Genomic DNA, 22142 nt, shown 5'->3' on the forward strand with positions numbered 1-22142 from the left:
ACTCGTTGCGAGGTACCTTCTAACCACCGAGGCTCATATGTCCACAACACCGTCGTTGAGTTCCGCCCGCACCGTTCGCGCCCCCCGTGGAACCGAGTTGTCCTGCAAAAGCTGGCTCACCGAAGCTGCCTACCGCATGATCCAGAACAACTTGGACCCTGACGTCGCCGAGCGACCGGAGGACCTGGTTGTTTACGGTGGCATCGGCAAAGCCGCTCGGAACTGGGCCTGTTTCGATGCGATTCTTGCCGCTTTGCAAGAGCTTAACGACGACGAGACTCTCCTTGTACAAAGTGGCAAGCCTGTCGGGGTGGTTCGGACTCACCCAGATGCACCTCGTGTCCTAATTGCAAACTCCAACCTCGTGCCGAAATGGGCGACGTGGGAGCATTTCAACGAACTCGACCGGAAGGGCCTCATGATGTATGGGCAGATGACGGCTGGGTCATGGATCTACATTGGAACCCAGGGCATCGTGCAAGGGACCTACGAGACATTCATGGAGCTTGGTCGCCAGCACTACGGCGGTGATTGGTCGAACAAATGGATTCTAACCGCTGGACTCGGCGGAATGGGCGGTGCTCAACCCCTGGCTGCGGTGATGGCGGGTGCACACTGCATCGTCATCGAGTGTCAGGAGTCGCGCATCGACTTCCGGCTACGCACACGATATGTTGATCATAAGGCAACTTCAATTGAACAAGCACTGGCGATCATCCAAACTGCGATCGAACCGACTTCGGTTGGGCTGCTCGGAAACGCCGCCGAGATGATGCCAAAATTTGTTATGCTCGCCAGAAACGGCGGGCCAAAACCCCATGCCGTTACTGATCAGACTTCGGCGCATGACCTCTTTAATGGCTATCTCCCGGCTGGTTGGACGGTCGATCAGTGGGAAGCACATCGAAAAGGTACCGACGCTGACCGGCTTCTCTTGGTCAAAGACGCCGCCAGGGGGTGCGCGACTCATGTACGCGCAATGCTCGATTTTCATGAGATGGGAGTTCCGACCATCGACTACGGGAATAACATTCGGCAAGTCGCCTTGGACGAAGGTGTGTCAAACGCATTCGACTTCCCTGGATTCGTCCCGGCTTGTATCCGACCACTATTCTGCGAAGGCAAGGGTCCCTTCCGTTGGGTTGCACTGAGCGGCGATCCAGAAGATATCTACAAGACGGACGCAAAGATTCGGTCTCTCTTCCCCCATAACGTACATCTTCACCGCTGGTTAGACCAAGCCCGGGAGCGAATATCCTTCCAGGGACTTCCCGCACGCATCTGCTGGCTGGGTCTTGGTGAGCGTCACTTAGCGGGTCTTGCGTTGAACGAAATGGTTCGCACTGGCGAGCTCAAGGCTCCGATCGTCATCGGCCGGGATCATCTGGACTGCGGCTCTGTAGCCAGCCCGAACCGCGAGACCGAAGCGATGATGGACGGCTCCGATGCGGTTTCCGACTGGCCGCTTCTGAACGCCATGACTGCGGTAAGCGGGGGTGCGACCTGGGTCAGCCTTCATCACGGAGGCGGGGTCGGGATGGGGTATTCCCAACACAGCGGGGTCGTCATCGTCGCAGACGGCTCTGTTGAAGCGGACGAAAGGATCAAGCGGGTGCTTTGGAATGACCCAGCTATGGGCGTCTTCCGGCACTCGGACGCTGGTTATCACATCGCGAAAGAGACTGCCCTCAAACAGGAAGTGAAGATTCCCGAGGTGAACCGTTGATCAAACCTGGCGAAATGCCACTTGGTGATCTGCGCCAACTGGCAAACCATTTTGCGCCCGTTAAACTTGATCATAGTTGCTGGGCTGCCGTCGAAGCTTCATCCCAAACGGTACAAGAAATCGTCAGAAAGGGCGATCCTGCCTACGGAATCAATACTGGTTTTGGAAAACTAGCGAAGGTACAGATCCCGAACGACCAGCTCTCTCAGTTGCAGCTCAACCTTGTTCGCTCCCACGCCGTCGGAGTTGGAGAATTGTTGGACAACCAGACGGTCCGGCTGATCCTTGTCCTCAAGATTGCGTCGCTTGCGCGAGGCTTCAGTGGGATTCGACGTGAGGTAATCGAAGCTCTGATCGAGATGCACAACTCCGAGGTCTGGCCCTGCATCCCTTGCCAAGGATCTGTCGGTGCATCCGGCGATCTGGCTCCGCTTGCGCACCTCGTGTTGCCATTGCTAGGCGAAGGAGAAGCGATTTATCAAGGTGAGCGGCTACCCGCTTCTGCGGCTCTTCAGAAGGCGGGGCTTAAACCGATTAACCTTGGTCCGAAGGAGGGTCTCGCACTGCTCAATGGAACCCAAGTCTCCACAGCGATCGCCCTGAAAGGGCTCTTTTTGACCGAGCAAGCGTTCGCGGCGGCAATCGTTTCGGGAGCAATGAGTGTGGATGCCGCAAAGGGTTCAGACGAGCCGTTTGATTCTCGAATCCATGAGGTGCGAGGGCACCCAACTCAGGTGACTGTCGCTCGGTTGTACCGAGACCTCCTCTCCGGAAGCGAGATTAGAGAGTCTCACCGAGAAGGAGACGATCGAGTTCAGGATCCGTATTCCCTTCGATGCCAACCCCAGGTAATGGGAGCTTGCCTTGAAATCATCCAGAATGCTGCCAGAACTCTGACGATCGAGGCTAATGCGGTGAGCGATAACCCGCTTGTCTTCTCGGACACGATCGAAGTACTGAGCGGTGGAAACTTCCACGCGGAGCCGGTGGCCTTTGCTGCCGACACGCTGGCTCTGGCGTGCGCCGAGATTGGATCACTTGCAGAAAGAAGGATAGCTCTCCTGATCGATTCGGCGATATCCGGCCTCCCGGCTTTCTTGGTAGCAAAGCCCGGTCTTAACAGCGGATTTATGATCGCCCACGTCACTGCGGCAGCTCTGGTCAGCGAGAATAAGACGCTCTGTCACCCTGCCAGCATTGACTCAATCCCAACAAGTGCCAACCAAGAAGACCACGTTTCCATGGCAACATTTGCTGCCCGCAAACTCGCGACCATTGCCCAAAATGTGCGCCACGTGATCGCGATTGAACTACTTGCCGCCGCCCAAGGCATCGAATTTCATCGTCCGCTCAAAACTTCTTCGGCTTTAGAGGCCGTCCACCAACTCATCAGAGACCGCGTCGCCCCGTACGATGAAGATCGCTTCTTCGGCGGTGACTTTGCCGCGATCGAGAAGATGATTCACGACGATCTGCTCACCTCATTCAGCCAAGGAGTGCTGCCTTCGTTCCAGGAGGCAGATTGCTAGTCCCTGGCTGGTCTGGAAGGGACGACGAACCCGGCGAACGCTGGCATCAAGTGGTTCGGCAATGGGCACAATCAACTAGAGGGGGCGTCGCATTTTCAGGATTTGCGGGCGACGAAGGAGTTCGGCGGAATCAAGGACGCCTGGGTGCGTCAGAGGGGCCTGCTGCTTTGCGGGCAATGATGTCTAACCTTGCGACTGTCCGGTCAGACCTGTTCGACTGTGGTGACGTCACTGTTAAGAGCCATGAGTTTGAAGTCGCTCAGCTCATCTATGCCGACAGAATCGCTCAGAGCATCAATACCGAGAACCTCGCTATCGGCCTCGGCGGTGGACATGAGATCGCATTCGGTTCGTACCTAGGGCTGACTAAATCCGAACTGGTGGGCAAAGGCGACCGGATCGGAATCATTAACCTGGATTCTCACTTCGACCTGAGACCCGGCGAGCCCTCTTCGGGAACCCCATTCGCCCAGGCACTTGAACTAGGGGGCGGCAACACCCACTACCTCGCGCTCGGAATCAGCGAGGCCGCCAACGGTAGATCGCTTTTTGAGCGAGCCGACGCGATGGGTGCACATTATGTCCTCGACCGTGATCTTGATCAGGCTCCGGTCGCGCAAGTACGGGTCGCTCTCGACAAGGTTGATCACTTATACGTTTCGCTCGATTTAGATGTGTTACCAGCCTCAGTCGCCCCCGGCGTTTCGGCTCCGGCGGCGCGAGGTGTGCCCTTTGATGTCATCAATCAGATTCTCCAAATCACAGCGGCGAGCGGAAAACTGAGAGTCTTCGACGTTGCTGAACTAAACCCTAGATACGACATCGATAACCGCACCGCCCGAACCGCAGCTCGCTTAATCTGGGAAGTAGTGAGAGCATGGAAGCCGTCATGAATCCATTTATGCCAATTCATAATGTCAACGTTGCCACAATGGTCGGCGAAGACTACGGGATTCTCTATAACCATGACATTGACTGCAAAGATGGTCTAATCAACTCCGTCACCCCGACTAGGAATCCTATCCCCACCACTACGTGGCTTACCCCCGGCTTGATTGACTGCCACACCCACCTCGTCTATGCTGGAGATCGCTCCAACGAGTTCGAAGCCCGACTCTCTGGCGACACCTACGCACAGATCGCTCATCGAGGCGGAGGCATTCTGAGCACTGTCGCGGCAACCAGAGACGCAAGCGAAGGTGAGCTTCGAATATTTGCCCAAAAGAGACTCAATAGGCTCACTTCAGAGGGAGTCACTACTGTCGAAGTCAAATCAGGATACGGACTGGATCTTGAGTCCGAAGCCAAGATCCTCAAGGTTGCTTCAATGCTACTTGGGGCAAACATCCGCCGAACACTTCTGGCTGCCCACACTGTCCCACCAGAGTTCAAGTCAAATACGGACAGTTACGTTGATGAAGTGTGCAACGTCATCATTCCCGCCCTCGCCAACAATTGCGAAGCGGTCGATGCGTTCTGCGAAGGCGTAGCGTTTTCACCTTCCCAAACCCAACGCGTCTTCGATGCCGCAAAGAAGTTTGGACTTCCTGTTAAGCTACATGCGGATCAACTATCGGACCTCGGCGGGGCGGGTCTCGCAGCCCAAAATCGAGCACTTTCAGCGGATCACGTTGAATACACTTCGGAAGAATCTGTGCGTCAAATGAAAGAGAGCGGAACCGTCGCGGTTCTTCTCCCCGGAGCTTTCTATTATCTCCGTGAAACTCAAAAGCCACCCATCAATGCCTTTCGAGAACATGGAGTTCCAATGGCGGTAGCGACCGACCACAATCCCGGGACCAGCCCATGCCTTTCGCTACTTCTGTGCATGAACATGGCGTGCGTCCTCTTCGGCCTGAGCCCTCTAGAAGCCCTTCAGGGAGTAACAAAAAACGCGGCCAAGGCTCTGGGAATGCAAGACCAAATCGGCACAATTGAACTAGGAAAGCGGGCTGATTTCGCTCTCTTTAACGTTGACCATCCTCGGGCAATAGCATCGAGTTTCGGTGTCAATCCCTGCCTCGGAACCTACATTGGTGGGTTCCTGCCTAACGACTAAGCTCTTCAAACCCATCCAAGATCAACCCGAGCCAGGGAGCAAAATCCTCGGGCCGAGTGGCGAGCTCTGACCGCAGATCGGCCAGAGAGACCCAGCGGATCGCAGAAACTTCCTCTTCTGAAAACGGTACTTCCGCATCCCAGCGGCCAACGAAGACGCTGTCCAGCTCCTTCTCGGTCAATCCGGAAACCGGATCGGAAGCGGAGTAGCGAAACTCCCCGAGTTTTTTCAGTTCGACTTCGATTCCGAGTTCACGCTCTGCAGTCCTGACCGACGCAGACATTGTGCTTTCACCGGGCCAAGGATGCGAACAACAACTGTTCGCCCACTTTCCGGCAAAGTGGTACTTCGAAAGCGCGCGTTGCTGAATCAACAGTTGGCCCGCTGCGTTGAACAGAAACACAGAAATCGCCCGGTGCCAAGTCCCACCGTTTTGATGAGCAGCGAGCTTACCAATGGAGCCAATCGTCTCGCCTCGGTCGTTCACGACCTGCAGAAGCTCATCGACCATGCGCCACCAAATGGATCAGCACACGCTCATCGTCGGCAACCACCCTGGCGGCGCAGAAGAGTTTCTGCCGCTTTGACGTCCGAGCCCGTTTGGTGAACACGTTGTAACGATTAGCCTCAATGCGCCCCAAAATTTCGGAGTACAGGATTCGAGCAACGAGGACGGCCTTTCGCATCCTCCGCGGTAAGCGGTAAGTGCCAGTATCGGAGAATCGGTAGAGCTCGCGGGCGCGATCAATCTCAAATTTCATGAGAGCTTCGATCTCTGGCGTCACAACCCCTCGTTCGAGATCTGCTCGTGAGACACCGAACCGTTCCATGTCCTCGCGCGGCAGGTACACCCGTTTCCGATCACGAAGGTCTTCTCCTACATCGCGGAGGAAGTTTGTAAGCTGCATCGCTTCACCCAGTGCTTTCGCTCGAAGCATTGTGTCTTCGTCTGTTGGAGCGTCCATTGCGTAGCACATCATCACCCCAATCGCACACGCGGAACCCCGCATGTAGCCTCGCAAGTCTTCGTACCTTTCGTACTCAGCCTGATCAATGTCTTGGATCATGGCGTCGATGAAGCAGTGCGCCTCTTCGACGGGAATCCCACATTCGGCAACTGCGTCGCAAAAGGCTCTCATCGCCCAATGTTCCGGACGCTCACCAGCCAAACCACGAACCATTTGATTACGCCAATCCTCAAGATTTGCGCGCTGTTGCTCTAACGTAAGTCCGCCGGGGTTATCTACCCACTCGTCGGCGATGCGTACAAAGCCATAGATCGCATGAACTCGTCGTCTGATCTTAGCTGGGAACCGCAAAGTGGCGTAGTAATATGTCGTCCCAAACTTCTTGTGGACCCTTCTGCACAGCTCGATATCATTGCGGCTTGCGTAACTCATTTCTTGGCAAACCTCTTCATGCTCATTCGCTCATTCACGTCGCCGGTTCCCTTCGCGAGTACCGAAAAATCTTCGCCGGTCGCGACGCGTTCCTTCAGATTGGCCAACTCGGTTGATAACCGATCATGACAATTTTCCAGAGAAGAAAACGAATGCGCCGTGCCCAAACTGACCCAGGCTTCCGGGCGCTCGTGGATCGAATGCTCGTAATAAATGGCGGTGGGCACTAACGTTACCCCTTTCACCTTTTCCGCAACGAGTTGGAGTGCCTTGCCGAGAGGCCAAATATGTGGTGGACGGTGCAAAATGCCCTCTGCAAAGAGCATCAAAGACTGTTGCTCAGAGTTCATCAGGCGAATCGTCTTTTTGATTGTCCCCGCGCGTCCAGTCGTATCGCCGGCGGCGTACCGCATCCCTCCGACCTTAGAAAACAGCGGAAAGGCGTCAAACTCCTCGATCCAGTCAAGTGCTTTGAGTTTGAGTTTCTCGACGACATGAAACATGATGTAGCCATCGAGCCAACCGTGATGGTTGCAGTAGAAAATCACGGGCGCCTGAAGAGTCTCTTTTGGCGCAGACCAGTACAGGTTCCGAAGGCGTGTTCGAACCGAGCGGCGAATCATGCCACCCACTAGCCCACCTACAAAACCCTCGGTCTGCGTGCTCATCCGGCAATCACTCCTTCATGGATCAGACGCTCTTCGATGAGTTCGGCTGAAATCAATACCATCGGCAGTCCGTTGCCAGGAACAGTACTAGCTCCGACGAAGTAGAGATCGGGGTTCGACTTACTCCGATTCTGTGGTCGCATGAATGCGCTCTGAAAGAGATCATGACTAATCCCAAACGCGGCTCCTCGCTCAAGATTCAGTTCGCTCTTCCATTCGTTCGGACCGCGCCGCTTGATCTCTCGAACTTTGGATCGATCAAATCCACCCTCCCTTGCCAACCGATCAAAAACCGTGCCTTCGAGCTGGTCGATCATTCCTTGATCCATTGGGTAATCCAGGTTCGGACACGGCACGAGAACGAACAAGTTAATTCTCCCGTCCGGCGCAGCGTTGGGGTCGCTGCGCTTGGAGATGCAGACATAGAACGCCGGATCTTCTGGAAGCCGGAGGTTGTGGAATATCGAGTCGAGATTGCCATCAAAGTCGGCACCGAACACCACGTTGTGGTGCTCGAAACCCTCCAGATCGCCTTCGTAGTCGATGTACATCAGGTGCGCGGAGCAGGAGTAACGCAGGTTACGCTTTGATGGCGCCGCTGATAGCTCCCGCTGGGCGTAGGGCATATCGGCGTTCGCAACAACTGCATCAGCATCGATGATTTCTCCGCCAACCAGATGGACGCGCTTGCCTTCGATGCGGTCTACCGGACAGTTCAGTCGAATCTGTACACCTTTCTCATGAGCAATCTCCGCCATCGTATCGGAGATCGAACCGAGGCCTCCTTCCGGGTAGAAGATGCCTTCGCCGTACTCCATATAAGCCAACGTGGCATAAACCCAGGGCGCATCGTTTGGCGAGAGACCGAGATACATCGTTTGGAAGCTGAAGATCATCTGGAGCCGCTTGTCGTCAAACCGTTGTTTGACGCGCTTCGCCAGGTTTCCAAGCATGTTGTGCTGCAGCACCCGCTTGAGCTGCGAAGGACTCGCGAAATCCCACACCGAGCGGTAGTTCTTGCGAACGAAGTTCGGAATCGACTCTTCGTAGAGGTCCTTGAGTTCCGAAAGGAATCCTGGATACTTAGCAGCCTCTTTGTCGCCGCTCATCTCGCGAATTCGTTCGGTCATCACCGGAACATTCGTAGTTCCATCAAACCGAGTTCCATCGGCAAAAAACACTCGGTAGCTCGGATCACAAAGCCGATTCGGAACTCTCACGTCAAAGTCTTCACCGACATCTTTGAACAGCTTCTTGAACGGATCAAGCATCATCAGCAGCGTGGGGCCACCATCGAATCGGCACTCTCCAACTTGCTCTCGGCGATTTCGACCACCAACGGCATCGGTCTTCTCGACCACTGTGACGCGGTGCCCGCGATGAGCGAGTCGCATTGCGACTCCTAACCCACCAACTCCGGCGCCCACCACGACAAAGTGCTTCGACATATCAGCCTTCTACGGCAAGATCATCAGATCATTCGCCAATGATGTTTTGTTTTTGTGGCAATCCGAGCCAAACCGAGAACGCAAGAAGCGATAACCAAGCGGGGTCAAACCCCGTGATGAATCCGTTCCAGGCAACGAAACCGCAAAAAAAGGGCAGAACCAATCGAGAGGATCCCGACACCGCCGCAACTTGGCGAAGCCCGATTGCGGCCAATCCACCCACAAAAACCCAACCGACCGTGTTCAAAATTGGGGCCCCGTAAAGCGGACCTGGCGGGATCCACTTCCAATAGCCCAGTACATCGGTCATCGCGCGCTCCATCGGAATGTCTATCGCAGCAGCTAGAATCGCAGTTCCCAAGACCAGTCGCCAATCCTTCCAAAATCGAGAAACGAACAGGAAGCTCCCGCCGACCATCATCAACCAAGCCAGGGGAAGCAGTAGCGGGAAGCGGTGTCCCATTCCTAGCGGTACGGTCGGAACCCAGCGATCTGTATACTCATAACGCCCAAACGGAAATGCGGTAAACAATCCGACGATCTCGGCAATGGCTCCTATGGCAATCACCCAACCCACAGACCGCCAAGACCTCATGGAAATTGCAATAGAACCTGCCCCGGTGAGCATGATCAGCGCGCTCATGATTGGAGCTATCGGACCTGGGTCGGTCCTCAGGAACTTCTGGGCCGCGACTCCGAAGCAGGAGAACAGCACGCAGGCGATATACACCTTTGTTAACCTCGCTTGCCAAAGTTCCAATTTCACGCTCATCTACTGTACCAAGGAGGCTCGTTGATGGCGCTTGTCTTGTTTGGTATGTACGGCTTCCTCGTTGCAGTGGCGGCTGGAAACCTGCTCTTCATGCGCCGGCCGAAGGTGCCCTCGCGCGTTTGTTTCGAGGTGATGATTCCTGCTCGCAACGAAGAAGACAACTTGCCTATGGTGCTTCCTCCACTATTGGCAAGCGGAGTCAAGGTGACTGTCCTCAACGACGACAGCTCCGACGAAACTGGGGCGGTGGCGGCTCGGCTCGGGGCTACGGTGATTTCGTCAGAAGGACCGCTTCCGACGGGCTGGACGGGAAAAAACAATGCCTGTCACCACCTTGCTCAGCAGGCTAAGGCCGATTGGGTCGTGTTTCTCGATGCGGACACTCGCCCTCTGGAGGGTTTTGCCGAGCAGCTTTCCGGCCATCTTCTCACGACCGATGCCGAGGTGGTATCTGGATTCCCTCGGATGCTGCCCGGGGCTGGACTCGAACCTGCGTATCTCGGCTGGGTGACCTGGATCTTGCTCGCCACTAACCCGTTTGGGTTAGTGGCGATGACCGGCAAAGGGCACAACCGCTTCACAAATGGCCAATTTGTCGCCTGGCGAAGATCGACTCTCTTCGAATTGCAGCCGTTTGAACAGGTGAAAGGAGAGATTCTGGAAGACGTGAAGATCGGTCGGCTCCTTGCCAAGCGCGGGCGAAAGGTTGATGTTTTAAACCTCTCCAGAATTCTCGAAGTGCAGATGTACCGGACGTTGCCCGAGGCGTTTCGGGGGATGTGTAAGAACTCGGCAGACATTGCCGGGCACCCCTTAGCATCGCTTTTCCTAGCTCTCTTTTTGCTCTTCATCGCTTGGGGCTGGGTGCTCGGAGGAGTTGGCTGCTATGCCCTCCTCGTGCTCAGCAAGGCACTCGCCGACCGAATCACCAGGTTCACGCCGTGGACCGCGTTGTTGATACCGCTGACGATCACCGGCGCGGCGGTGACGATTCTGGTTTCCCTGGTGCAAAAGAAGAAAGGACTTCGAACCTGGAAAGGACGAACCTACACTTAGAGTAGCTCAGCCCGCCTGCCGGTTCCGAAAGTCCGGTTTGGCAGCCGGAGTTACTTTTGGAATTTCATTTGAATGTCGTCAAACAGCGAGTAGACAACGGGGACAATAAGCAGCGTCAGCGCAGTCGAAGTGATCAACCCACCGATGACAACCGTCGCCAGCGGGACATACATTTCTGAGCCTGAACCGATTCCGGTTGCAAGCGGGAGCATCCCGAAAACTGCGCAGAGCGTGGTCATCAGAATCGGCCGCAACCGAGTTTGACCTGCAGTGAGCAGAGCTTCTTTGCGGTCAAGACCGCTCGCCCTAAGCTGATTCGTATAGTCCACCAGCAAAATTCCATTCTTGACGACAATCCCGACAAGCATCAGTAACCCGATGAAGCCGGTGAGACCGAACGATCGGTCCGTGAAGAACAGGCCCAAAACCAGCCCGATTCCGCATAGCGGAACCGAAACCAGAACAACGAGCGGATAAATAAACGATTCAAACTGCGATGCAAGCAGCATATAGATCAGCGCGACCGCCAGGAAAATAGAGAGTCCGAGACCGGCGTACTCGGCCTGCTGAGTCTGCTGCTGGAAGCCGAGCTCCCAACTCGTGGTCGGCGGAAGTTGAACCTTAGCGAGTGCTGCTTTAACTTCATCCTGAACTTCACCCAAGGGGCGGTCCAGCACCGAGCCCGAAACTGTAATGATTCTCTGCCCTCTCTGCCGCGCAATCTGGTTCGGGGCGACCCCAAAGACCGGAGTCGCCACTTGCCCAAGGGTTACCCCGGCGCGGTCACCTGCCCTAGGAAGAACGATGAGTTGCTTGATCTCCTCCGTTGTGTTGCGGAGAACCTGAGGGACTTGCACGAAGATTGGATACTGGAAACCGTTCTCTTGGTAAAAGGTCGCTTGGCGCCCGTTGGTTGCGGCTGCGATCACATCCGCTACTGTGCTGAACGAGATTCCGAGGCTTTGTGCCTTGTCGCGATCTATCTGCCACTGCACCTCCGGAAGCGCGTCCTGGACGTTCATGTCCACGTTTTGCAAACCTGGAACCTCTGACATCGCCGCCATAATCGTCCTCGCACTGTCCGTCAGCTCGTCAAGATTCTGCCCGTAAACATCGATGGAGACTCCGCTGTTGTTGCCCAGAATCCGCTGAACTACGTCGAGGACGTTCATCTGAACACGGGCGCCAGGAATGCTAGCGAATTGCTTTTGGAGCCGCTTGATCACATCAGCTGTCTTCTCTTTCCGGTCATCTTTCAGCTTGATCGTGGCAGAACCCTCTTGGGGTGCTCCGCCGCCCGCGCCCCGTAACCCGACGTTCGCCCCGGCCCCCGAGATGACGGTTTCGACGACCTTGTCCTCCCTCAACGTCTTCTCGATCTTGAGCATCACCTCATTTGTTTTTTCGACCTGGGTTCCAATCGGGAGTTTGAGTCGAAGATCGATGTTTCCGGAGTCAGACGGTGGAAGCAGTTCGCGAGGAACTAACGGCCAAAGAAGGACCGCTAGCAAAGTTGAGACTACACCGATACCGACGACTCTCAGCCGGCGAGAAAGTGCCCACTCCAGAGTCGCACGGTACTTGTGATCGAGGTGCTCGAGACGTTGCCCTGACCAGTCAAAAAGCTTGATCATCATGGACCGCTTCTTGCTTGGATCACGAAGTTCGGGATGAGATTCCTCCAGCACCTCTTGCGTTGAAATCATGCGCGAAGCGAGCATCGGAACGACCGTCGTCGCATCCAACAGCGAAATCCCAATCGAGAAGATGACGACTAAAGCAAACTGTGTGAAAACCTGTCCGGTCTGCCCGCTAAGCAAAATCAGCGGGAGAAACACAATCATGACCGTAAAGGTCGAGGCCAAAACAGCAGTCAATATCTCATTCGTTCCGGTCTCCGCTGCCTCACGGGCGGTGGACCGGTTCCGTTCAATGTGCCGGTAGATGTTTTCCAACACCACGATGGCGTCATCGACGATCAGTCCGGAAGCCAGGGCCAAGCCGCTGAGCGAAATCGTGTTAAGAGTGAAGCCGCAGAAGTAAAGCAGCGAGAACGTCGAGATCATGCTGATCGGAATCGACAGCGCGACAACGAAAGTGCTCTTCAGGTTTCGCAAGAAGAACGTGATAATCAGGATCGCGAGGACGGCTCCGATGATGGCGGTCTCCTGCAGATCCAGAATTGACTTCTCAATGAACGACGACTGGTCGTACACCAATTGAATCTTGAGATCGGGAAACCGGGTTTCGATCTTGGTGATCGCCTCTTTGACCTTCCGGGCAACTTCGACCGTGTTCGCGCTGTTCTGGCGCGTGATCCCAATGCTCATAGCCGGATCGCCATTCGCGCGGATGAAATTGGTGATGTCCTGGCTTGCGTCGCGCACATTGGCGACTTCGCTAAGTCGGACGAGTTGGCCGTTTGCGTTGGTGAGCGGTAGGTTGCGAAGCTCATCAACAGAACGAAAATAGCCCACACTCCGCAAGTTGTATTGAGACTTGCCTTCTTTTACAATTCCCGCGGGTTGCGAGACGTTTTCCTGCTCGATCCGTTGGGCGACTTGCGGGATCGTGAGCCCACGTGCATCCAGCTTTGCCGGATCGACATCGATCATGATTGCGCGATCCTGACCACCGCCTATGGAAACCGATGCAACGCCACCCGCTGATTCGATCAGCGGCGAAATCTCGTTGATGAGCCGCCTCCGCAAGGTGACAAGATCGGACTTCTCGGACGAGACTCCGAACACCAGAATCGGAGTTGTCGAAGGGTCGAACTTGAAGATGTTCGCCGACGAGATGTTCGGATCGCGCGGGAACGAGCGTTGCGCTCGTTGAACCTGCTGAAAGACATCCACCGCAGCCGTGTCGATGTTCACGCCGTAGTCAAACTGGCACCGGATGCTCGTGAACCCGAGACCCGAGTTGGAACTGACCATTGTCAGTCCTTTGATGGTATTCACTGCCTGCTCTACTGGCCGAGCAATCTGGACCTCCATCACCTCCGGGCTCGTGTTCGGCCAGCTGATGTTGACGTTGACGATCGGAATATCGACCTTTGGCAACAGGTCAATCGGGATGCGAAGGAAGAGGATGAAGCCGAGCAGAACGAGCGCTGCGATCCGCATCGTGACCGCAACCGGACGGGTGACTGCCAGCCGCCCGATGTTCATCTCTTTTCGCCCTTACTCTTCTTATCGTCCTGCTTCGAGCCTTTCGCGCCAGGCACCTTTACTTCTTGACCGTCTTTGAGGCGGCTATAGGTCATCGTCACCACCTTCTCACCCGGCTTGACGCCTGCCAGAATCTGAACTCGTTTCCCGTCAGTTTCGCCGACTTCGACTGGACGCAGGGCAACCTTATTGTCTTCACCCAGCACTGCAACAGATCCCTCAACAATGGCTTCCTTCGGGACGATACACTCCGCCGAGACGCGCTTGAATACAAACGAAGCTTCGCCAAAAGCACCAGGTTTGAGGTTTCGTGCATTGTTAGTGACTCGAACGAGCACGTTCACCCGGCGATTTGTTGGGTCGGCAACGCCGGCGATCGTTGCGACTTTGCCGTTGAGCTTCTCGCCGCTCGCTAGCGTCAGCTCAACCGGAAAGCCGACCGAGATGCGCCCTGATTGCTCGACCGCAAGCGATGCCCGGAAGAACAGCCAGCCATCCGACTGGATCACCAAGACCGCCGTTCCCGGAGACGCCAACGCTCCAGGATCAGCACTCCGCAACGAGACCACACCATCTACTGGTGAACGCAACGACGTTTCTCTCACTGCGACTTGAGCGGTAGAAACTTGAGCTTCCGCTGCCGCAACCGTCGCGGCCAAAGCGCGAATATTCTCGGCAAAAGCGGGAGTCTGTGCACGGTTTCCTTGGGCCACCTTGACCGATCCCCTGGCCTGGTTCAGCCTCGCTTCGGCGTTCGAGATCGCGGTCTGCCCCGTTCGACTCACTTGGCCCAAAGACGCTTTCGCCGAACCCAAGTCGGCATCCGCAGATTTCACTTGCTGTCGAGCCGAATCCGCTCCTGCAACCGCTACTTCAACCTGTCGTTTCTGCACTTCTAGTTGGGTTGTCGCGTTGTTCAAATCCTGCTCCGACACGTACCCTTTTTCAAACAGCGACTGCTGTCGCTCAACAAGGCTCTTCTGGTTTGCGAGTGACGCTTGCTCGCGCGCGACCGTTGCTTCGGCTGATTTCTGAGCCGCCTTTGCGGTCGCAACTCGAGATTCCGCGACCTTGACCGCCGCCTCGGCGACCTCAACCTGACTCCTCAAGTTTTGAGTCGCCAGGTTCAAATCGTTCTTGGCTGCGATCATCACGGCGTTCTGCTGATCGAGGTTTCCGGCGACGCCTGAGTCAGTCGCACTCTTTTGGATCTTGGCTTGGGCCAGCCTCGACTTCGCTTCTGCCAAGCCCGCTTTTGCATTCGCCAGGGTCGCGAGCGCTGTTCCCTGGTCCAACTTGACCAGCACCTGACCAGCGGAGACTCGGTCGCCTTCCCGGACGGAAATTGATGCAATCTGACCAGAAGTACGGGGAGCAAGTTCGACTCGGTTGGGTGACTCCAATGCTCCGGATGCTGTCAGCTTGAGAACAATTTCCCCCGCAACCGCCTCAGCCACTTCTACAACCGGAGTCCTCGCACCCTTTGGAGGTCCACTCTTAGCGGCACCCTCAGCGGCACTCTTGGTCTTGTACTTCCAGCCAACCGCTCCGCCCAGCAGAACAACCAACCCCCAACCTAAGACAGTACCGCGTCGCATTTCACTCCAGCTTATTCAAACGAAGGATGGTGAGAGGAGTTCTCGCGCTAGATTTTCATAACTTAACGGAAATCCTCAGCTCAAAGCTTGGAGTGTTTCTTCATAAACTCAAGCAAGATTGGAAACCCGGGGGTTGGCATTCCTCCATGGTCGTAACCCTGAAACTCAAGGAGTTCGACTGACGGGTGGCCGACTTCTTTGAACATCCGCCAGAAGTAAGCAGATTCTTCATAGCGGCCGTACAACTCCTTGTTCCTATCCGCTGACAGCAGCAGAATTGGCGGCGCATCCTTTCGCACATGATATTGCGGAGCAAGATCGTCGACAACCGGCTGGCGCTCCGGAATCCCCCGCTCTTGCCGGATCGTGTAGTGAGTGATCGACTGACCACTGAATGGAATCAGCCCGGCAAAGGAATCCGGATCGACACCGTAAGGCTTGAGCCAGCGCTTATCGAGAGTGACCATACTCGCCAGATATCCGCCCGCTGAGTGTCCGCTCAGGAAGATCTTCGTTCGCGAGCCGCCGTACTTCTCGATGTTTTGAACCGTCCAGGCGACCGCCGCCGCTGCGTCTTCGATATAGGCAGGAGCCTTTGCCTTTGGGCTCAACCGATAGCCTGCAGCAACGACCGCGATCCCCTGATTCCGTAGGGCCTCCGGCACCCACTTCGAACCGCCCGTCAGCCCGCCACCGTGAAACCAAACGACGGTCGCGAAATCTATCTTCCCTTTGGGCACGTAAAGGTCAAGTTTGCATTTCTCGTTGACGTAATCATCGCTCGACTTGACCCGATACGCAACGTCCTTGTTGAGATCGTAGCCAATTGTCTCTTGGGCGATTACAGCAAACGAGAGCAAGGCGGTTAGCATGACTTCGAAAGTTTAGCCCTTCAGTTGGGCTTCTTGGTTCCACTTTTCCCGGTGGTCGCGCCAGGGATTGTCTACGGCCCGCCGAATCTACCAATCTTGCGCGACAGCGAGGGTTCAGCGGAGTACCCAGGGTTATGTCTGGTATCAACTGGAGAACCGCGAACCGCGCCCAAGCAACCCTTAGCCTACGAAGCACCCCTGTGACTTCGGAAGAGTTATGAGACCAAGTGAGTACGAGGTGCTACTCCATCGGCACCCCAAAAACCCGATCCTGACCGCCGCAGACTGGCCTTATCCTATCCACTCAGTGTTCAACCCCGGAGCCACAACTCTGCAAGATGGCACCACGCTGTTGCTCTGCCGAGTCGAAGATCGTCGAGGGATGTCGCACTTATGTGCTGCGAGGTCTCAAAACGGTGTAGACGGCTGGGTGATTGACTCCGAACCGACATTCGAGCCAGATCCAGAAAACTATCCTGAAGAGCTCTGGGGGGTCGAAGACCCGAGGATCACCTACATGTACGACCTCGAAGAATTCATGATCGCGTACACGGCGTTCGGAAAATCCGGCCCAGGTGTCGCCATCGCCTCCACCAAGGACTTCAAGAAATTCGAGCGATTCGGCCTCATTATGCAAGCCGACGACAAAGATGCGGCCCTCTTCCCCCGCATGTTCAACGGCGAATTTGGACTTATCCACCGTCCCTCCAACGAAAGCGGATCACACATGTGGCTTTCGTTTTCGCCCGACCTCCGAAACTGGGGCGGACACGTGATCCTACTTCCTGCCCACCGAGGATCATGGTGGGATGCCAACAAAATCGGCCTTTCACCCCCTCCAATCGAAACGGACCGAGGATGGCTTGTGATGTATCACGGCGTCAGACACCACGCCTCCGGTTCGCTCTATCGGGTGGGACTTGCTCTCTTTGACAAGGCCAATCCCGAGATCTGCCTCCTTCGAGGTCAACCATGGATTTTTGGCCCGGAAGCGCAGTATGAAGTCACCGGCGATGTCAGTCACGTCGTCTTCCCGACCGGGTACACCGTCGGCGCTGATGGCGATACCATCAACGTCTATTACGGTGCTTCCGACACCAGCGTCTGCCTCGCCACGGGAAGTATCAAGCAAATGCTGAACTGGCTCGATCGTAATGGAACCGAAGGGATCAGTACGACTGAACCCGTGCAACCGGTTTAGGTGCTACTTCAACTTAAATTCGTAACGACCCGAGCCGAGTGCAAACTCGGCCCGCCCATTTGAAACCTGCTTGATACCTTCGACTGGCTTACCGGTTCCGCCCAACGAAATAGGATCATCGGAACCCAAAGGCAAAACCACCTGCGCTGAACAGTTGGGGGGAATCACAATCTCAAACCGAATCGATTCCCCAACCCGCCTCCAGTTACTCACAATCTTCCCTCGCACCGATCGGTAGCTCGATTTCACCCAATCCACGCCTTCGGGAACCTGCGGGCGAATCACAATCTTGTCGAACCCCACGGCGTCCGGGGCCGGCTGAATGCCGCCCAGCCAGTTCATCATCCACTGGCTCACGGAGCCGAACATCGGGTGATTGTGGGAAAACGTATTGTCGCTAAACTCCCAGTGCTCCCAAAGGGTCGAAGCTCCGTTTTTGAGCATCCATCCCCAGCCCGGGAAGTCGGGTTGAGTTGCGATCTTGTACGCCAGCTCCGTGTGCCCAGCGTCCGAAAGAACCTGAAACATGTACTTCGTCCCCAGAATCCCCGTCGTAAGGTGATCCTTCGCCTTATGGATCTCGTTGATAAGATAAGCAATGACTCGTTCTCGGTCAGATTCCGGGATGATCCCCGTGTAGAGGCCGATGGCCTGGCTCGTCTGAGTTCCTGTCCCAACCTTTCCAGTAGTTGCGTCGAAGAACTGTTCCAGAAATGCTCGCTGGATCTTCTTTGCCAAGGCTAGGAAGTGCCGCCGATCTTCGGCTTTTCCGATTCGGGCCGCCGTCTTTGCCATGAGGCTTGCTGTTTGATAGTAGTGCGGCGTGACGAAGGGTCCAGGAGGGGTATCAGTTAAACCTTCGTGGTCGCTGAGACCATCCGTCACAATGCCGCTCGGATACCTTGCCTCCACTAGGTCCATCCACTTCTTTGCCGCCGAATACTCCATTTCGCCGATCTCGCGATCGCCGTAGTACTGATAAAGCTGATCCGCCAGCAGAACTGGAGCCATCGCCCAGACGAGACCGCAGTACTGAATCCCCATGGAGGGGGCAGTGTCCGTGAACATTCCATCGGGCTGCGCACTATCCGACCAGTCCCGAACCGCCTTGGCGTAGAACCGTGACATATCATAGTTCGCCATAAGCGCCTCGCTGGTCGCGACGATATCTCCGCCGTAGCCGAGCTTCTCACGGTGCGGACAGTCCGACTGAACGCTGAAGATGTTCGACAAAAACGTCCGTCGGCACATCGCCTGAACCTCATTCAGCATCGAATTTGAGCACTGAAACTCGCCGACACCTTCGACATCCGAGTTGAGCCTCATCGCGGTGACTGCACTTAACGGCAACGCACTGGGCAGTCCCGTAATCTCGACATAGCGGAAACCATGGAAGGTGAACTTTGGAGTGTACGTTTCCTTTCCGCCCTTGGCGATAAACGTATCCGCTTGCACCGCCACCTCTGGAGCACCGGGTCCACCGACGCTTTCCCCGGTTTCCTTGCGCTTGTACTTGATCTGCCCCGCGACGCTTGTCATGGGGTTCAGCATTCCGTCTTTGTAAAGCAGTTCTCCGTAGCGAAGAGTGACTCTCGTTCCCGCGTCAATCTCGGTTTTCAGCCGCACCCAGCCCGCAAAGTTGACACCCATGTCGTAAACATAGACTCCGGGTTTTGGATTGCTTACCTTAACTGCAGTCCAAGTCGAGGTGACCCGAATTGGAGGTTGAGATTGTGAGACTAACCGGCCGATTGGGTCAGCCGCAGGGCTGGCTGCACGCCAGTTGGCGTCATCAAAGTCCGCTTTGTTCCAGCCTGCTTGCTCTCTACGTGCATCATAAACTTCGCCAAGATAGACGTTGTTTCGAAGAATCGGCCCTTCTCCTACTCGCCAGCTTTCGTCGGTAGTCACGACTTGGCTGGAGCCATCTTTGAAATCAACGTTAAGCTGGGCTATCACCCTTGGTCGCCCAATCGTCAAGCTTTCTCGTAGGTTGAACCTGCCAAACAGTCGCAACGGAAGTGGGTTGTACCAGCCATCGCCAAGCATCACGCCGAGGCAGTTCTGACCCTTCACAAGTTGCTTTGTGACGTCGAAAACACTGTAAAGAACTCGATCCTCAACCCGCGTCCAGCCTGGGTCGAGCACGTGATCTCCGACCTTCTCGCCGTTCAACGATGCCTCGTAGTAGCCAAGCCCAGAAACCAGCAATCTTGCTCTCGCAACTTCTTTGGACAACCCAAACTCTTTCCTCAACAGCGGCGCGGGGCTATCCGCGTAGAAGTCAGCTTCTGTCGTCGGAGCAAGTTTCCCGTCGGAGATCCACTTGGCTTGCCACTCGTGCAGAGACATCATCCCCATTTCCCACCTCGATGGCTTGCTTGAGGCTATGGCTCCATCGGAACCCCAGATTTGCACTCTCCAAAAGCACTCTTGGCCCGTCCGAAGAGTCTTGCCCCGATAAGGGACATTGTTCTGCTGACTGCTCTCAACTCGCCGGCTATCCCAAAGGTCACCCTGACCGCGTTGCAACAGTTTTGGTGAGCTTGCTACCAGGATTTGGTAGGCGACTTGGTTGGCATTTCGGACCCCCGGTTTTGACTGCAAAACCCAACTTAGGCGAGGGGCCGAGCTGTCGATTCCAAGAGGATTGACTCGACCTTCACAACGCAACTCTACCGGCTCGATCGTCAGCACTTTTCTCATCGTCGTCCCCACTGCCGTTAAAGCGCATATCGAAGCCAACATTGCGCGAGTCTATCTGAACTTCGCTTTGCGGGGGCGTAGCTTTCCAAAACTTGCTTTGGTATAATATAAGTCCTGTCGAATCGCAGTGCTTTGCACAGCGAACAGTCGTGGGGGATTAGCTCAATGGGAGAGCACCTGCTTTGCAAGCAGGGGGTTAGGGGTTCGAGTCCCCTATCCTCCACCAAAACATGAGACCTTTCGCACGGTCTACATCCGCGTCTGATATCCGAAGATCAGGTTATTTGCGTCTAATTCTTAAGTGGCATCGAGGATCGTCTCAAACTGCACAACGAAGGTGTATCCAGGTCAACCTAGTGTGGCATCCCTTGGTTGCTTGTCCACACTGAATCCTTTGAATCCCGATCCGAGGCCAAGGGAAAAGAGAAACAAATCAAAAGCCGGAAATCCGCAGCAGCTATCCAAACCCTCATTGGAGAGGATCATGGCTGCGTCACCGCCGAGATTCCTCCCTTTTGGGCTTCACATGGCTCGGAATGTTTTCCGGATCGACCTCTTCCCACTCGACGTCAAACACCCCAACAAAGCCGAATAGAGTTCCCCAGTATCGGCTCTTCACCTCGACCTCGATCCGGTACCGACCGATCTCATCGTCGAACCAGACGTAAACAAACGCCTTTCCGGAAAAGAACATTGGGAACTTGAAGGCAATCGCGCCCTCGTAAAACCGCTGCTCATCTGACTCAATTCGGAGTCCGCCGTTTTCGGCAACGGTGAGTTTCAGATCAACCGCCAGGTGCTGGTGAGTTCCCATTCGGTCCACAACCGAATTCCGATCCGGATCGCGCACCATGTAAGCATCAAATCGCCGTCTGCGCCCAAGGTCGAACGTGCGTAGCTCCGTCACCGTTTCACGGCCCAACGAATCCACATAGGCCCAGTTCTCAATGGTGAACGGCACGTTTTCGCCCTGTTCCGGAAACATGATGTTGCGCCAGGTACCCACCATTAAGAACGGGATCGTGTAGAACCTGCCGTGCCAAACCCGGTCCATGACCCCACGTCCGATCGCCCGCTTTCGATCCGTGCTATCAAAGCCAAACCGCTCCTGAATCTTAGGATGTAGCTTTTCGAACTCATCACCCATGACGGTGGCGTAGATCGACTTTCCCATCAGACGGCTCCCTTTGGCAGCAACGAGGTTCTGCCTTCCCACTCGCCGTATTCGGCGATGGGGCGGAAGCGAAGGGTCGTAAACTCGTGATGAAAATCTCGTCGCTCGCGCTCTTTCATCGCGTCGATGTGCCTCGCCGGACTTTCGACTCCGCTATGTCCGCGAACCATATCCACCATTGCCTGTTGTGTGTTCCAGATCGAGAACGTCGAAATCGTATGGGGATGCCTGATGGCGGCTAGAGTCAAGGTCGTTTCCGGGTGATCCCGAACCAAAGTTTCCACCGGCCGTCCCCACTTCACAAAACGTGGAATCTCGGGCAAGCGCATCCGAGCCAGCGTAAACGCGGCTACTGGAGCCTCCGGATCAGATTCGCCAACGGAGTAGGGAAGAGAATCAAACTCTTTCACAGATCCCCACTTCCTTAAAAACTCCATTCGAACATGCCAGCCCGAGGCAATACTCTGCCCCAGCCTAGTTGAACCCAAAAATTCATCAATCGCATTCTCACTTTCCCACGCCGCAAACATCACAACTCTACGGAGCTGAATTCGCTCTAGAGACAATATCGGCGATCCGAGTAGCATCGGTGTCAAACACTCAGCATGAACAAGCCCCGGAGTCCGTGTCCGAGAAGGCGGTCCGTAGAGCGAAGCAAGAGTGAGCGGAGCCGCCATCTGTGCCAAGCCGAGTGTGAAGACCTTCATTCCAACTTTCAGAATACATTGAAATCTCCTGTCGTTGCGTGCTTGATTGATCT

General features: G+C 55.4%; 17 protein-coding genes and 1 tRNA gene. 7 read left to right on the forward strand and 11 right to left on the reverse strand.

The annotated features are described in order from the left end of the window. Positions 1 to 37: 37 nt before the first annotated feature. The 4 genes from hutU to hutI are packed head-to-tail and all read left to right on the forward strand — an operon-like array spanning position 38 to position 5314. Positions 38 to 1726 (forward strand): urocanate hydratase, encoded by a 1689-nt coding sequence (gene hutU / locus WCK51_00680; GenBank protein ID MEI7575381.1) that lies wholly within the window; start codon positions 38 to 40, stop codon positions 1724 to 1726. Further along, positions 1723 to 3255 carry a histidine ammonia-lyase gene (gene hutH / locus WCK51_00685; GenBank protein ID MEI7575382.1) on the forward strand — a complete coding sequence of 511 codons (1533 nt, stop codon included), beginning with the start codon at positions 1723 to 1725 and terminating at the stop codon, positions 3253 to 3255. Before hutU ends, hutH begins: the two co-directional genes overlap by 4 nt. Next, positions 3249 to 4148, forward strand: coding sequence for a formimidoylglutamase (gene hutG, locus WCK51_00690; protein MEI7575383.1), 900 nt, complete (start codon positions 3249 to 3251; stop codon positions 4146 to 4148). Before hutH ends, hutG begins: the two co-directional genes overlap by 7 nt. Then, a complete protein-coding gene (gene hutI / locus WCK51_00695; GenBank protein ID MEI7575384.1) occupies positions 4133 to 5314 on the forward strand; it encodes an imidazolonepropionase in 1182 nt (393 codons plus the stop codon). The genes hutG and hutI overlap by 16 nt, the downstream gene beginning before the upstream one ends. Here hutI and idi read toward each other — a convergent pair. Genes idi through WCK51_00720 form a run of 5 tightly spaced genes read right to left on the reverse strand, consistent with a single transcriptional unit; the run spans position 5304 to position 9602 of the window. Then, the gene (gene idi, locus WCK51_00700) at positions 5304 to 5825 is read right to left on the reverse strand and encodes an isopentenyl-diphosphate Delta-isomerase (GenBank protein ID MEI7575385.1); all 522 of its coding nucleotides are present in this window, start codon (positions 5823 to 5825) and stop codon (positions 5304 to 5306) included. The genes hutI and idi overlap by 11 nt on opposite strands. Next, positions 5815 to 6714, reverse strand: coding sequence for a phytoene/squalene synthase family protein (locus WCK51_00705; GenBank protein ID MEI7575386.1), 900 nt, complete (start codon positions 6712 to 6714; stop codon positions 5815 to 5817). Before WCK51_00705 ends, idi begins: the two co-directional genes overlap by 11 nt. Next, positions 6711 to 7382 carry a 1-acyl-sn-glycerol-3-phosphate acyltransferase gene (locus tag WCK51_00710; GenBank protein MEI7575387.1) on the reverse strand — a complete coding sequence of 224 codons (672 nt, stop codon included), beginning with the start codon at positions 7380 to 7382 and terminating at the stop codon, positions 6711 to 6713. Before WCK51_00710 ends, WCK51_00705 begins: the two co-directional genes overlap by 4 nt. Further along, positions 7379 to 8830 carry a phytoene desaturase family protein gene (crtI, locus tag WCK51_00715; protein ID MEI7575388.1) on the reverse strand — a complete coding sequence of 484 codons (1452 nt, stop codon included), beginning with the start codon at positions 8828 to 8830 and terminating at the stop codon, positions 7379 to 7381. The genes WCK51_00710 and crtI overlap by 4 nt, the downstream gene beginning before the upstream one ends. A gap of 28 nt (positions 8831 to 8858) precedes the next feature. Beyond that, on the reverse strand, positions 8859 to 9602 hold the full coding sequence (locus tag WCK51_00720; protein ID MEI7575389.1) for a carotenoid biosynthesis protein: 744 nt from the start codon (positions 9600 to 9602) through the stop codon (positions 8859 to 8861). 24 nt (positions 9603 to 9626) lie between these two features. On the opposite strand from WCK51_00720, the gene WCK51_00725 reads away from it, so the two are divergent. Beyond that, positions 9627 to 10658 (forward strand): glycosyltransferase, encoded by a 1032-nt coding sequence (locus tag WCK51_00725; GenBank protein ID MEI7575390.1) that lies wholly within the window; start codon positions 9627 to 9629, stop codon positions 10656 to 10658. A 50-nt stretch (positions 10659 to 10708) separates the two neighbouring features. Here the strand turns inward: WCK51_00725 and WCK51_00730 are convergent, their stop codons facing one another. From WCK51_00730 to WCK51_00740, 3 genes are all read right to left on the reverse strand, one after another. Then, a complete protein-coding gene (locus tag WCK51_00730) occupies positions 10709 to 13831 on the reverse strand; it encodes an efflux RND transporter permease subunit (GenBank protein ID MEI7575391.1) in 3123 nt (1040 codons plus the stop codon). Beyond that, positions 13828 to 15429, reverse strand: a complete 1602-nt coding sequence (locus WCK51_00735) for an efflux RND transporter periplasmic adaptor subunit (GenBank protein ID MEI7575392.1) — start codon at positions 15427 to 15429, stop codon at positions 13828 to 13830. Before WCK51_00735 ends, WCK51_00730 begins: the two co-directional genes overlap by 4 nt. Before the next feature lie 80 nt (positions 15430 to 15509). Beyond that, positions 15510 to 16301: an alpha/beta hydrolase gene (locus WCK51_00740; protein ID MEI7575393.1), complete on the reverse strand. Its 792-nt coding sequence runs from the start codon at positions 16299 to 16301 to the stop codon at positions 15510 to 15512. A 217-nt stretch (positions 16302 to 16518) separates the two neighbouring features. Here WCK51_00740 and WCK51_00745 point away from each other — a divergent pair, with 217 nt between their 5' ends. Continuing rightward, on the forward strand, positions 16519 to 17502 hold the full coding sequence (locus WCK51_00745) for a glycosidase (GenBank protein ID MEI7575394.1): 984 nt from the start codon (positions 16519 to 16521) through the stop codon (positions 17500 to 17502). 3 nt (positions 17503 to 17505) lie between these two features. On the opposite strand, the gene WCK51_00750 is transcribed toward WCK51_00745, so the two are convergent. Next, positions 17506 to 20250 carry a family 78 glycoside hydrolase catalytic domain gene (locus tag WCK51_00750; protein MEI7575395.1) on the reverse strand — a complete coding sequence of 915 codons (2745 nt, stop codon included), beginning with the start codon at positions 20248 to 20250 and terminating at the stop codon, positions 17506 to 17508. 109 nt (positions 20251 to 20359) lie between these two features. On the opposite strand from WCK51_00750, the gene WCK51_00755 reads away from it, so the two are divergent. Beyond that, a tRNA-Ala gene (locus WCK51_00755) sits at positions 20360 to 20434 on the forward strand. A gap of 267 nt (positions 20435 to 20701) precedes the next feature. On the opposite strand, the gene WCK51_00760 is transcribed toward WCK51_00755, so the two are convergent. Both WCK51_00760 and WCK51_00765 read right to left on the reverse strand, forming a co-directional pair. Then, positions 20702 to 21382 (reverse strand): DUF4166 domain-containing protein, encoded by a 681-nt coding sequence (locus WCK51_00760; protein MEI7575396.1) that lies wholly within the window; start codon positions 21380 to 21382, stop codon positions 20702 to 20704. Then, positions 21382 to 22089, reverse strand: a complete 708-nt coding sequence (locus WCK51_00765; GenBank protein ID MEI7575397.1) for a hypothetical protein — start codon at positions 22087 to 22089, stop codon at positions 21382 to 21384. Before WCK51_00765 ends, WCK51_00760 begins: the two co-directional genes overlap by 1 nt. Between the last annotated feature and the right edge of the window lie 53 nt (positions 22090 to 22142).

The sequence above is a fragment of the Armatimonadota bacterium genome (genome assembly GCA_037138755.1).
GTDB lineage: Bacteria > Armatimonadota > Fimbriimonadia > Fimbriimonadales > Fimbriimonadaceae > Fimbriimonas.